A 12,759-nucleotide genomic window follows, 5' to 3' on the forward strand; every position below is an offset into this window, starting at 1 on the left:
CCCTCATGAGCCAATACGTCCTGCGTCGCCTGATGATCGCGATTCCGAGCCTGCTCGGAATCTCGGTCGTGCTGTTCGTCGTGCTCGCGCTCGCGCCCGGCGATCCGTTCTCCGAGCTGGCGACCAACCCGAACGTGCCGCCCGAGGTACAGGCGGCGCTCCGAGCCAAGTTCGGCCTCGACGATCCGATCCACCTTCGTTACCTGCACTGGCTCAACGCCATGCTGCACGGCGACTGGGGCTTCTCCTTCGTCAGCCGGATGAACGTCGACACGCTCATCCTGCAGCGCCTGCCGGCCACGCTCTACGTGATCGGCTCGGCGCAGATCCTGGCGCTGCTGATCGCGATTCCGGTCGGCGTCTATGCCGCCACGAAGCCCTATTCGCTGTTCGACCAGATCGCCAACACGCTCGCCTTCGTCGGCTTCTCGCTGCCGACCTTCTTCACCGGCATCCTGTTCATCCTGATCTTCTCGGTCACGCTGGACTGGCTGCCTTTCGTCTACACCACCGACATCAAGGGCACCGGCATCCACTGGGTGCTGGAGATGATCCGTCAGGCGATCATGCCGGTGGCGGTGCTCGGCCTGTTCCAGGCGGCGTCGATGACGCGTTTCGTGCGCTCGGCGATGCTGGACGTGATCCGGCTCGACTATGTCACCACCGCCCGCGCCAAGGGGCTCGGGCAGGCCAAGGTCATCGTCAAGCATGTCATGCGCAACGCCATGATTCCGGTCGTGACGTTGATCGCGCTGCAAATGCCCGCGGTGTTCGGCGGCGCCATCGTCACCGAGCAGATCTTCCGCATTCCCGGCATCGGCTCGCTGCTGATCTCCTCGATCCTTTCCAACGACACGCCGGTGGTGATGGCCGTCACCTTCGTCTTCGCGTGTCTCGTCGTGCTGTTCAATCTCATCGCGGACGTGCTTTATGGCTGGCTTGACCCTCGCATCTCCCTCCGCTGAGCGGCGCGTCTACTCGCCCTGGCGCGAGACGTGGCGGCGCTACAGCCGCCACAAGCTTGCCGTGGTCAGCGCGTTCCTGCTGCTCGTTCTGATCCTGGCAGTGGTGCTCGGCCCCTTCATCTGGCGGGTCAAGATCGACGACATCGACATCGTCGCAGGCATGCAGGGGCCTTCGCCGGCGCATCCCTTCGGCACCGACGATCTCGGGCAGGACATCCTCGCCCGCATGATCTATGGCGGGCGCATCTCGCTCGCGGTCGGCCTCGCCGCGATGCTGGTCTCGGTTTTCGTCGGTGTGTTGATCGGCGCGCTCGCCGGCATGTCGCGCGGTGCGCTCGGCCACGGGTTGATGTGGCTGACCGACCTCTTCCTGTCGCTGCCGCAATTGCCGCTGCTGCTGCTGCTGATCTATCTGTTCCGCGACGGTCTGAAGGCCGCGTTCGGTCCGGAGGGCGGCATCTTCATCCTGATCGTGCTCGTGATCGGCGGCCTGCGCTGGATGCCGGTGGCGCGGCTCGTGCGCGCCCAGTTCCTGTCGATCCGCGAGAAGGAATTCGTCGAGGCCGCGCGGGCGCTCGGGGCGAGCCCGGTGCGGCAGGTGGTGCGTCACATCCTGCCCAATGCGCTCGGTCCGGTGATCATCGCCGGCACCATCGATGTCGCCGCCGCGATCATCGCGGAATCGACGCTGTCCTTCCTCGGCCTCGGCTTCCCGCCCGACACGCCGACCTGGGGTCGGCTGCTGTATGATGCCAAGGACTTTCTCGACATCGGCCCGCACTGGGCGCTGTTCCCGGGCGGCGCGATCTTCATCGCGGTGGTCGCCATCAACTTCATCGGCGACGGCCTGCGTGACGCGCTCGATGCGCGACGGGTGATCTGATGGCGCCGCTGCTCGAGATCAAGGGATTGAAGACCCACTTCTCCACGGACGACGGCATCCTCCAGGCCGTCGACGGCGTCGACATCTCCATCAACCGGGGCGAGACGCTCTGCGTGGTCGGCGAATCCGGCTGCGGCAAGACCGTCACCGCGATGTCGATCCTGAAGCTGATCGCGATGCCGCCGGGCCGCATCGCGGCGGGTCAGATCATCTTCGAGGGTCGCGACCTCGTGCCGCTGACCAGCAACGAGCTCGACGAGATCAGGGCCAAGGAGATCGGCTTCATCTTCCAGGAGCCGATGACCTCGCTCAACCCGGTGCTCACCGTCGGCGAGCAGATCGCCGAAAGCCTGCGCCGCCACGAGGCCGTGACCAGGAAGCAGGCGCTCGATCGCACCATCGAGATGCTGAAGCTGGTGCAGATCCCCAACGCCGAGGGCCGGGTGCACAACTACCCGCACCAGTTCTCCGGCGGCATGCGCCAGCGCGTGATGATCGCGATGGCGCTCGCCTGCAAGCCGAAGCTGATCATCGCCGACGAGCCCACCACCGCGCTCGATGTCACCATCCAGGCCCAGATCCTGGACCTGCTCCAGGACATGAAGGAGCGCTTCGGCATGGCGGTGATGCTGATCACCCATGCCATGGGCGTCGTCGCCGAAACCGCGCAACGTGTCGTCGTGATGTATGCCGGCAAGGTGGTCGAGGAAGCGCCGGTCGACGATCTGTTCGGCCATCCAGGTCATCCCTATACGCAAGGGTTGATCCGCTCGATCCCGCGCATCGATCTCGACAGCGAGCACAAGACGCGGCTCGAGGCGATCGGCGGCTCGGTGCCGATCCTGATCAATCCGCCGGTCGGCTGCCGCTTTGCGCCACGCTGCAAGTTCGCCATGAATGTCTGCACCGAGAAGGAGCCGCTGCTGCGCGAGATCGCACCCGGCCATCGCATGGCCTGTCATCTCGGCGATACAAATCTGGGAGGCGCGGCATGAGCGAACCCTTGCTGCAAGTCTCCAACTTGAAGAAGCACTTCCCCGTGCTCGGCGGCCTGCTGTCGCGCCAGGTCGGGACTGTCTATGCGGTCGACGGCGTGTCGTTCTCGGTCAATCGCGGCGAGACGCTCGGTCTCGTCGGTGAATCCGGCTGCGGCAAGTCGACGACGGGACGCTGCGTGCTGCGCCTGATCGAGCCGACCGACGGCGAGGTCACATTCGACGGCCAGGACGTGCGCAGCCTCGGCGGCAACGATCTGCGCGCGATGCGGCGCAACATGCAGCTGGTGTTCCAGGATCCGTTCGCCTCGCTCAATCCGCGCATGACGGTCGGCGCGATCCTCGGCGAGGCCTTCACCATCCATAACCTTGCGACCTCCGCCAAGGAGCGCGAGGAGCGCGTCGCAGGCCTGCTGGTCAAGGTCGGGCTCAAGGCCGAGCACATGCGGCGCTATCCGCACGAATTCTCCGGCGGCCAGCGCCAGCGCATCGTGATCGCGCGCGCGCTCGCGGTCGAGCCGAAGCTGATCGTCTGCGACGAGCCGGTCTCGGCGCTCGACGTGTCGATCCAGGCCCAGGTCATCAATCTGCTGGAAGACCTCCAGGCCGAGCTGAACCTCACCTATCTCTTCGTTGCGCACGACCTCTCGGTGGTCGAGCACATCTCCGACCGCGTCGCGGTGATGTATCTCGGCCGGATCGTCGAGCTGGCGAAAGCGAGCGATCTCTACCGCAACCCGCAGCATCCCTACACCAGGGCGTTGTTGTCGGCGGTGCCGGTGCCCGATCCAAAGCTCAAGCGCGAGCGCATCCGCCTCAAGGGCGACGTGCCGAGCCCGATGAAGCCGCCGTCGGGCTGTCACTTCCACACCCGCTGCCCGATCGCCCAGCCGCGCTGCGCGGAAAGCGCGCCCGTGCTGAAGGAAGGGGCGGGCGGGCATTTCGTGGCGTGTCATCTGGCGTAGTGCGATGAACACGTAGGGTGGGCAAAGCGAAGCGTGCCCACGATTCTGAAGACGTGGGCACGGCGCTGTCGCGCCTTTGCCCACCCTACGCACATTCATCAGGGAAGCAGGCCGTACTCCGACAAAGCCTGCCTGAAGGTCTCCACGGACGTGTGCTGATGCGCGAACAAGCCCGCCTCGCGCGCGCCGGCGACGTTGGCTGCGAGATCGTCGACGAACAGGACGGTCTGCGGCCTCAAGCCGAGCTCCGCGAGGCAGAGGCGATAGCAGTGCGGGTCCGGCTTCGCCGTCTTGAACTGGGCCGAGGTGTAGATCCCGGAGCCGAACAGCGGACGCAATTCCGGCAGCAGCGTGTCGATGTGGTCGGCAACCAGCGTGGTATTGTTGGTCAGCACCGCGATATCGACGGTGTTTCGCAGGCTGCCGGCAATGTCCAGCATCGCGCGATCGGCCTGCATCGAACGACGCCGGGCCTCCACCCACTCGTCGAGCGAGAGGGGATAGCCGATGCGTTCACCAAAGCCCCGCAAATAGTCGGCGGCCTCGAGCGCGCCGGAATCGCCGAGCAGCTCGAATCCGCTGTCCCAGATCGCGTTGTGAACGGCTTCGCTGCTGGTCCCCGCGAGCTCCGCCAGATAGGCGACGCGCGTCGCCCTGTCGTAGTCGCAGAGGACATTGTCCATGTCGAAGAGGACGAGCTTGATGGCATCAGTCACGGCGACGCTCGCGCATTGGCCGAACATCCGGCCCTGGCGTGAGTCATATCCCGCCGGAACGCGGGCGACAAATCAGGTGCTGGCTAGGGCTGCGATGCGCGCCGCCGCGCCAGTTGATGCAGCACCGTGTCGACGGCCGGCACCGCTCCGGTCTCGCGCAGCCACGTGTCGGCCAATTCCCTCAATTCGCCCGGCGTCAGGCCGAACTTGCGACGGAACGCGCGGATGAAGGTGGAATCGCTGCTGAAGCGCATGTCGACGGCGAGCTCGATCAGACGGCCGTCCTGCGCGGATGGCGATATCAAGCGCCGAAACGCGAGATTGAGCCGCTGCTCCCGCACATAATGCGCAAGCCCGCCCTCGGCCTCGAACATCCGGTAGAGGGTCGCGCGCGAGATCTGGAAGTGGCGGCAGAGCTCTTCGCTGGTGAGCGCATCGGTTTCGAGATTGTTCGCGATGCGGCGCTTGATCATCGTGAGGTAGAGGTGCCGCTCGGCGCGCTCGAGGCCCGCGACGATCTCCGCCGTCCCGCCGGCGGCGGCCGCCACGAGATCGGCGATCGCCTCGACCGTGGCTTCGGCATGGCCGGTCGCGGTGTCCGTGCCGGGCTCGGACGGCAGGGCAAGCGCGGCGTAGTGGCTGGCGAGCAGGCGTGCATGAGGATGATCCGACGGCAGCAGGGTTGCCGTCGCCGCGTCCGGATGGGCGAGCCGCGGCGCCAAAATCGCGCGTTGCAGCACGATCGACATCAGATGGGTGCGGCTGCCCGCGGCGCGCAGCGCGGTCCGGTTTGGCTGCGCCATGTCGATCAGAACGATGTCGCCGGGCCGCAGCGTGACCTCGCGCCGGCCCGAGCTGAACTGCATCTCGCCCTCGACGCAGAGGGTGATCTGAAAATGATCCATGACGCCGCGGGCGACGTGCGCGGGCGTGCGGTCATAGTCCTGGTCGGTGGCACGCGTGTCGATCAGCAGGGCGTTGCGGGTCATCCTCGTCACCGTAGTGACATGGAAGTCGCCCTCCGCGGTGCGCGGAATGACCTCACAAATGTCGACCGTCATGGCCCGCAACTGCGCGAGCGCCTCCGGACCGCGCCCGGGAATGTCCGCCGCCGTGCTTCCGTTCAACGCAGTCCCGTCCACATCCCCTCGCGATGCGGAAGACCGCATGCAACTGATTTCTCGAGATCGGCGGCAAGCCAATGTCGGGTCTGGATGTAGCCATTCGGAAATCGGTGCGCAAGCGAGGTCGAGATAGATTGTGCGATTGTGTGTTTGCAACCATCGAGAGATTTGCTTGGATTTTGTCGCGCTGAGACGCTGGGCACATCGTCCGGTCTGCCGTCCTGTTAGAGATTCTCCCGTCTCCGGAATGCGAGCGCGCCATGCGGGGCTGCGCCGTCGGAATGGGGTTGTCGCGTGGGGTCAATGGGAATTTTGCGCGCTGGTCGTCGGCAACGACGTTCGCGCAGCTGCCGTCGTCGCCGGACAGTGAGAAGTTGCGGGATGTTCGTCATCCTGGCTTTGCCGTATCTCGGCTCGACCTCCGCCAGTCGGGCGCAGATCGACAATTACGGCATCTGGACCGCGATCAACAGCACACCGGGGCAGGTGATCGAGTTCGGCACGCTGAGCAACGCTCCGATCGGGTCCCCGATCGGAACGAGCGCATATCCTCACAGCGCGGTGTTTTCGGCCGATGGCCGCTTCGCCTATGTCGTTGCCATGTCCGGCGCGGTGGAGGTCATCGACGTCGCCGGCCGGACGGTCGTCGCGACCATACCCGTCGCCGGATTGACGGCGGGATTGGCGCTCAGTCCGGATGGCTCGAGCCTCTACGTGACGTCCTCCTCAGGCGGTTCGGTCACGGTGATTTCCACCGCGACCAATCTCGTGGTCGGCTCACCCATCGCGGTGGGAGTAGCCCCTTTCGGCGTCGTCGTTTCGCCGGACGGGACCCGGGCCTATGTCGCCAACCAGGGCTCCGCGAACATTTCGATCATCGACGCCGCGTCGAAAACCGTCATCGGCACGGTCGCGGCGGGAAGCTCTCCCTCCGGCATCACGATGTCTCCGGACGGAAGCCGAATCTACGTGGCCAATCAAAGCAGTGGCAGCGTCTCGGTGATCGATGCGGTATCGCAATCGGTGGTTACGACGGTTTCGGTCTCCGGACTGCCCCTGAGCGTCGCGGTCAGCCCGGACGGGTCGCGGATCTATGTGGCGACGCAGTCCAACCAACTCGTGGTGATCAATGCCGTGACGAACACCGTCACGGCGAGCGTGACCTTGTCCGGCTTCAGCATCGGAGTGACCGTGACGCCCGACGGCAGCCGGGCCTACATCACGACAGGCCATGGCTATTACGTGATGGATACGGCCACCGACACGATCCTCTCCTCCGTCACCATGCCGATCGCGGACAACGGCAATGCCGGGACCGCCTTCATCGGGCCGAACGTCATCGTTGCGGCGGGTGGGGCGGTCGCGGCGGGCAGCGATGCCGCGCTCTCGGCACTGAGCTTCGGGCAATACGTCAACTTCAACGGCGGCGCGCTGCGGTTCACGGGGGCTTTCAGCACCGCGCGGACAATCTCGCTGCTGGCCGGCGGCAGCACGATCGACACCAACGGCTTCAATGCGACGTTATCAGGACAGATCATCAACACGGGAGCCCTGACCAAAATGGGGTTGGGCACGCTGACGCTGTCCGGCGCCAACACCTACAGCGGCGGCACCTTCGTCAACGGCGGCACGCTGGCCCTGAGCGGCGTCGGCACGCTGGGCGACGTCGGCGGGACGACCACGGTCAACAGCGGTGCCACACTCGATCTGGGCGGCACGACGCAGACCCAGGGCGCGGTCGGCCTTAACGGCGGCACGATCCGCAACGGCAACCTGAACGCGCCCATTACCTCCATCGGAGGCGTCCTCAACGGCATCGGCGGGACCGCGAGCCTGACGACCACGGCCGGCTTCACCATGTTGCTCGGGAACAACGGCTACACCGGAGCCACGGCCGTGAATGGCGGTGTGCTCGACGTCGAAGGAACGATCACCGGCACCTCTTCAGTCACCGTGAATGCCGGTGGCGTGCTGATGGGATCGGGCACGATCGATCCGCTGTTGGTGGCGATTGCCGGCGGCGGCACGTTCGCGCCCGGCAACGGCACGCCCGGCAGCGTCACGAGCATCGTCGGCGATCTCGCCCTGCAATCGGGCGCGATCTATCAGGTCCAGGTCAATCCGTCGACGGCGCCCCATGCGAACGTCACGGGCAGCGCGACGCTGGGCGGGGCTACCGTGAGCGCGGTGTTTGCAGCCGGCAGCTATATCGAGAAGAAATACACCATCCTCAGCGCGGGCGGCGGTCTCTCCGGCAGCTTTGCCTCGGCCGTTGCCAGCAGCAATCTCCCGGCGAACTTCAAGACCGATCTCAGCTACGACGCAAACAATGCCTATCTCAACCTGTCGCTCGCCTTCGTGCCGCCGCCGAATTCCGGCCTGAACGGCAATCAGCAGGCGGTGGCGAACGCATTGGTCAATTCCTTCGACGTCAACGGCGGCATTCCGCTGATCTATGGCAGCATGACGGCGGCCGGCTTGACGCAAGCCTCGGGCGAACAAGGCACGGCAGCGCAGCAGACGACGATCAGCGCGATGAGCCAGTTCATGGGCCTGCTCACCGACCCCTTCGCGCAGCGCGAGGGCGGGCCGGATCCTGCGAACGGTGCGGCTGGACTTGCCGAAGATGTTCAGGCAAGCGCCTATGCCGCACGCAAGCGCACCGACGCGTTCGCCATGTTCGGCAAGGCTCCGGCGCAGGGATTTGCGCGGCGTTGGAGCGTGTGGACTGCCGGCTTCGGCGGATCGCAAGCGACCGACGGCCGTGCGACGGATGGTTCGAACGACATGACGAGCCGCATCGCCGGCACGGCGGTCGGCGCGGACTATTGGCTCGCGCCGAACACGAAGCTCGGCTTCGCGCTTGCCGGCGGTGGCACCAGCTTCGGCGTGAACGGTCTCGGCTCCGGTCGCTCCGACCTGTTCCAGGCCGGCGCCTATCTTTACCACGCGAACGGCGCGGCCTATGTCTCCGCCGCGCTGGCCTATGGCTGGCAGAACATCACCACCGATCGCACCGTGACGGTCGCCGGCACAGACCGCCTGCGCGCCGCATTCGACGCCAATGCGTATTCCGGTCGTCTCGAAGGCGGCTACCGCCTGGTCGGGCCATGGATCGGCGGGATCGGCCTCACGCCTTATGGGGCGATGCAGTTCACGACGCTCGACCTGCCAGCCTATGCCGAACACGTCGTCTCCGGCTCATCGGCATTCGCCTTGAACTACGCCGCGAAGAGCGTGACCGACAGCCGCAGCGAGCTCGGCCTGCGTACCGACAAGTCGTTCGCCACGCTGGCCGGCGTGTTGGCACTGCGCGGCCGTGTCGCCTGGGCGCATGATTTCAATCCCGATCGTGCGGCCGCCGCAACCTTTCAGGCTTTGCCGGTCGCAAGCTTCGTCGTCAACGGCGCCGCGCAGGCCCGCGACGCCGCGCTCACGACGGCATCGGTCGAGATGAAATGGCTGAACGGCTGGTCGGCGGCGGCCACGTTCGAAGGCGAGTTCTCCAGCGTCACCCGCAGCTACGCCGGCAAGGGCAGCGTTCGCTACAATTGGTGAGCGGTGGGTCCCGTCACGCGGTCTTCGCGGGCCAGGGCACGACCTGTCCGGACATCACCAGCCGATCGCGGCCGCTGTCCTTCGCGGCATAGAGCGCACGGTCAGCCGCGGCGACCAGCGTGCTGAAGTCCGTGGAGGTCAGGGACGGAACCCCGGTTGCGGCGCCGACGCTGACCGTGACCAGCCGGGAGGGCGGATTTTGCGCATGCAGCATGGCAAGATCGTGCAGCGCCTGGCGGACCGCTTCTGCGACCTCCACGCAGCCATCCGGGCCGGTGTTCGGCAACAACACGGCGAATTCCTCGCCGCCGTAGCGCGCCGCGAGGTCGGCGGGGCGCCTGGCCTGGGCGGACAGGATCCGGCCCAGCGCGCGCAGGCACCCGTCGCCCGCCAGATGCCCGTAATGGTCGTTGAATTTCTTGAAATGATCGACGTCGATCAGCAGGAGCGAAAGCTGCGTGCCGTCGCGCCGGGCGCGCGCCCATTCCTCAGTGAGGCGTTCGTCGAATGCGCGCCGGTTGGCAAGGCCGGTGAGGCCGTCGGTCCTCGCAAGCGAAGCGAGCTTGTCCTGAAGGTCCTTCTGCTCGGTTATGTCGCGCACGACCGCGACGACGCCGTCGATCGCGCCGCTGTCCGATGCCACCGTCACGTGCAGCGCCGCCTCCGCCCAGATCTCCCCTTTTTCGCGATGACGCTGGCGATAGACGAACCGCGCTTCCTCGGCCTCGCCGTTCTTCAGTGCCGTGATGGCCTGCTCGACCCGTTCCATGTCGTCGGCGTGAATGCCGGCCAGGGCCGACGAGTTCAGCAGTTCCTCGGCGGTCCAGCCGGTGATGCGCACGCATGACGGAGAGACGTAGAGCAGCCGGTTATCCAGCCCGATTCGGGTTACCATGTCGCTGGATTGCTCGGCCAGCAGGCGGAAATTGGCCTCCTTGGCGACCAGGGCCTGCGCCATGCGCTGCCGCTGCCAAAGCTGACGGACCAGGTAGGAGCCGATCACCGCGATCAGCAGGACGAGGCCGACGACGAAGGTGATGCGCGTGGCGGCGGCGCGTCGCCAGGGAGCCAGCACATCGTCCCGGGACTTGCTCGCCAGCACCATCAGGGGATAGCGGCTGCTGCGCTGGTAGTAGCTCAGGCGCTGCACGCCATCGAGCGGCGACTTGAAATAATAGACCGCTTCGGCGGGGCGGCTTTGCCAGCTTTTGAACAAGGGCGCATTGGACAGGTCGCGTCCAACGAAGGCGCCGCTCTCGTCTCGGCTGCGTGCCAGCATGATGCCGCCATTGTTGAGCAGCGATACCGAGCCGTTCGGCCCGACGTCGAACCGCTCGTAGAATTTGACGAAATAGCTGACGTCGATGGTGAGCAGGGCAACGCCGGCGAAGCCGCCGTCGTGATCGTTGATCCGACGGGACGCCGTGATGATCCACTGGCCCCCGGAGCGGCTCTTGACGGGCGGGCCGATCAGCGTGCCCGTTGCCGGGGAGGCGCGATGGCGCTGGAAATACTCCCGGTCGCTGTTGTTGAGCTTGGAGAAGTCGAGGCGCTCGGTCGTGGCAAGCCACCGGCCCGTCGCGTCATAGACGAAGATGCCGCGAATGCGATCCGATGATTTGCGTGTCGGCAGATAGGCCTGGAGCTTTGTAATGGTGTCGGGGCCGGTTCCGTCGAGTTCGAGCCGGTGGACCAGCCCGACCAGGAGCGTATCGGCAAGCTCGAACGTATCGTCCGCGTGCTGGATCAGTGAATGTGCGAGGTTGGCGACGTCGATCTCGGCGTTCCTGAGGTCGACATTGCGAGCTTCCCATTCGCGCCAGGCGCTCAAGCCGAGGATCGTCACGCAAATCAGCGCAACGAAGCCCGCCGCCCAGAGCGGAAGACGCGCCTTGCCGAGTTCGCGGCTGGTGACCATCGGGCTTGCTCCAAATTGGGGCAAACCTCTCACTTTCGCCTTAACGGCCTATTGCAAAATCCGCGATGATTGTGCGGGGTCCGTAATCAACCGGAAGGATTGCCGATGTCGCGAGGGCCCGTCGGCGGAGCCACGCTACCGCAGTGCGACAGTTCCCTCTGCTGCCCGCCGCGTCATCCCTCCAGCGTGAAACCGACGCGCAGCGTCACCTGATAATGGCGCACGGCGCCGTTCTCGATGTGGCCGCGCGTCTGCACCACCTCGAACCATTTCATCTCGCGGATGGTCTTGGAGGCGCGGCTGATCGCGTTCTTGATCGCGTCCTCGATCGAGGTTTCGGACGATCCGACGAGGTCCAGGATCTTGTAGACATGATCACTCTCGGTTGCGGCCATGGGTCTTCCCTTGTTTCATCTTGCAGCGGACAAACGCGCTCGATGGAACGTGCATGCGAGCGCATGGCGTTGACTCTGAACGGGCGTGGGCGCTTCGGGTTCCCAGCGCCCGATGGCCCCGGAGCGGAGGCGAGAAATGGTTTTCAAATCGCCCGCCGGCGCTGGATGCCGCGGTTGCCCCTGCGAAGACGGATAAGCTAACCTCTGCGCATGTCGTGGCAGCTTCGAGTGCGGTGATGATCGACCGTTGGACGAGGGGCACTCTGGTTGCGATCGGCCTCGGCGTGCTGACCGCGCCTTGTATGGCGCAGGATGAGCTCGATGGCGCGCCGGCGAGCATGTCGCTGCAGGTCACGACCGATCCTTCCACCATCGCGTGTCGCCGGCTCGATACGGTCAATCCGGCTTCGCTGGTGTTCCTGCCGCTGCGCCGGACTTTCAGCGAGGATTTCGACGAGCATCCGCTGTCGACGGGTCGTTGGGTCCCGCATTATGCCGGCGGCGCGGCGTGGCCGGAGGCGCGATATTGGGGCGGCGACGGCTCCGACTTCAAACGCAAGACCAGCGCCAATGGCGAGCAGCAGATCTACGTCGACCCGCGCTATGCGGGCCGCGCGGCCGCGCCGCTCGGGCTCGATCCGTTCAGGGTGAAGGACGGCGTGCTATCGATCATCGCCAGCCGCACCCCGCCGGAATTGAAGCCGGTGCTGTTCAACAACGAGTACATCTCGGGCATCCTGACGACCCAGGGCACATTCGCCCAGAAGCACGGCTATTTCGAAATTCGCGCCAAGGTGCCGGTCGGCCACGCAGTGTGGCCGGCGTTCTGGATGCTGGCGGACGACGGCGGCTGGCCGCCGGAGGTCGACGTGCTGGAAGGCCGCGGCGAACGGCCGGGAGATCTGGTGATGACGACGCATTGGCGGATCCCCTCGACCCAGAAGATCCAGTCCTGCGGCTTCGATTTCGCGGTCGGCGACGCCTCGAGCGTATTCCACAATTACGGTGTGCTGTGGCAGGAGGATCGGCTGGTCTATTTCATCGACCGCAGGCCGGTCTCCGACATCAAGGTGCCGATCGGCTTCGATGATCCCATGTACATGATCGTCAATCTGGCGATCGGGTCGAAGTTTTTTCCGGGCGTCAGTCAGGTCGATGCGGAATCGCCAGCGAGTGTCGCGTTCGAGATCGACCGGATTTCCGTCTATCAGATCGATCTGGAGCTGGCACGGAGATAGCG

The 12,759-nt window shown here is 65.6% G+C and carries 10 protein-coding genes; 6 read left to right on the forward strand and 4 right to left on the reverse strand.

Going from position 1 to position 12,759, the window contains the following annotated elements:
* The first annotated feature begins 5 nt into the window (after positions 1 to 5).
* Genes GGD66_RS15650 through GGD66_RS15665 form a run of 4 tightly spaced genes read left to right on the forward strand, consistent with a single transcriptional unit; the run spans position 6 to position 3,808 of the window.
* A complete protein-coding gene (locus tag GGD66_RS15650) occupies positions 6 to 965 on the forward strand; it encodes an ABC transporter permease (RefSeq protein ID WP_018316290.1) in 960 nt (319 codons plus the stop codon).
* Positions 931 to 1,848, forward strand: a complete 918-nt coding sequence (locus GGD66_RS15655; RefSeq protein ID WP_018316289.1) for an ABC transporter permease — start codon at positions 931 to 933, stop codon at positions 1,846 to 1,848. Before GGD66_RS15650 ends, GGD66_RS15655 begins: the two co-directional genes overlap by 35 nt.
* Complete coding sequence (locus GGD66_RS15660) at positions 1,848 to 2,843, forward strand: ABC transporter ATP-binding protein (RefSeq protein WP_018316288.1); 996 nt, start codon at positions 1,848 to 1,850, stop codon at positions 2,841 to 2,843. The genes GGD66_RS15655 and GGD66_RS15660 overlap by 1 nt, the downstream gene beginning before the upstream one ends.
* Positions 2,840 to 3,808, forward strand: a complete 969-nt coding sequence (locus GGD66_RS15665; RefSeq protein ID WP_018316287.1) for an ABC transporter ATP-binding protein — start codon at positions 2,840 to 2,842, stop codon at positions 3,806 to 3,808. Before GGD66_RS15660 ends, GGD66_RS15665 begins: the two co-directional genes overlap by 4 nt.
* A 98-nt stretch (positions 3,809 to 3,906) precedes the next feature.
* Here the strand turns inward: GGD66_RS15665 and GGD66_RS15670 are convergent, their stop codons facing one another.
* Both GGD66_RS15670 and GGD66_RS15675 read right to left on the reverse strand, forming a co-directional pair.
* The gene (locus tag GGD66_RS15670; RefSeq protein WP_183258282.1) at positions 3,907 to 4,551 is read right to left on the reverse strand and encodes an HAD family phosphatase; all 645 of its coding nucleotides are present in this window, start codon (positions 4,549 to 4,551) and stop codon (positions 3,907 to 3,909) included.
* Between the two features lie 56 nt (positions 4,552 to 4,607).
* Positions 4,608 to 5,651, reverse strand: coding sequence for a helix-turn-helix domain-containing protein (locus GGD66_RS15675; protein ID WP_183258283.1), 1,044 nt, complete (start codon positions 5,649 to 5,651; stop codon positions 4,608 to 4,610).
* Between the two features lie 378 nt (positions 5,652 to 6,029).
* Between GGD66_RS15675 and GGD66_RS15680 the strand changes: the two genes are divergently transcribed.
* Positions 6,030 to 9,206, forward strand: a complete 3,177-nt coding sequence (locus GGD66_RS15680) for an autotransporter domain-containing protein (protein ID WP_183258284.1) — start codon at positions 6,030 to 6,032, stop codon at positions 9,204 to 9,206.
* A 13-nt stretch (positions 9,207 to 9,219) separates the two neighbouring features.
* Here the strand turns inward: GGD66_RS15680 and GGD66_RS15685 are convergent, their stop codons facing one another.
* Together GGD66_RS15685 and GGD66_RS15690 are read right to left on the reverse strand one after the other, a co-directional pair.
* Entirely contained in the window at positions 9,220 to 11,124 is a 1,905-nt protein-coding gene (locus GGD66_RS15685; protein ID WP_179731899.1) for a sensor domain-containing diguanylate cyclase, read from the reverse strand.
* Positions 11,125 to 11,297: 173 nt separating this feature from the next.
* Positions 11,298 to 11,519: a dodecin gene (locus tag GGD66_RS15690; protein ID WP_018316283.1), complete on the reverse strand. Its 222-nt coding sequence runs from the start codon at positions 11,517 to 11,519 to the stop codon at positions 11,298 to 11,300.
* 236 nt (positions 11,520 to 11,755) lie between these two features.
* Here GGD66_RS15690 and GGD66_RS15695 point away from each other — a divergent pair, with 236 nt between their 5' ends.
* The gene (locus GGD66_RS15695) at positions 11,756 to 12,757 is read left to right on the forward strand and encodes a family 16 glycosylhydrolase (RefSeq protein WP_183258285.1); all 1,002 of its coding nucleotides are present in this window, start codon (positions 11,756 to 11,758) and stop codon (positions 12,755 to 12,757) included.
* The last annotated feature ends 2 nt before the right edge of the window (positions 12,758 to 12,759 follow it).

Source organism: Bradyrhizobium sp. CIR48 (assembly GCF_014198315.1).
Lineage (GTDB): Bacteria > Pseudomonadota > Alphaproteobacteria > Rhizobiales > Xanthobacteraceae > Bradyrhizobium.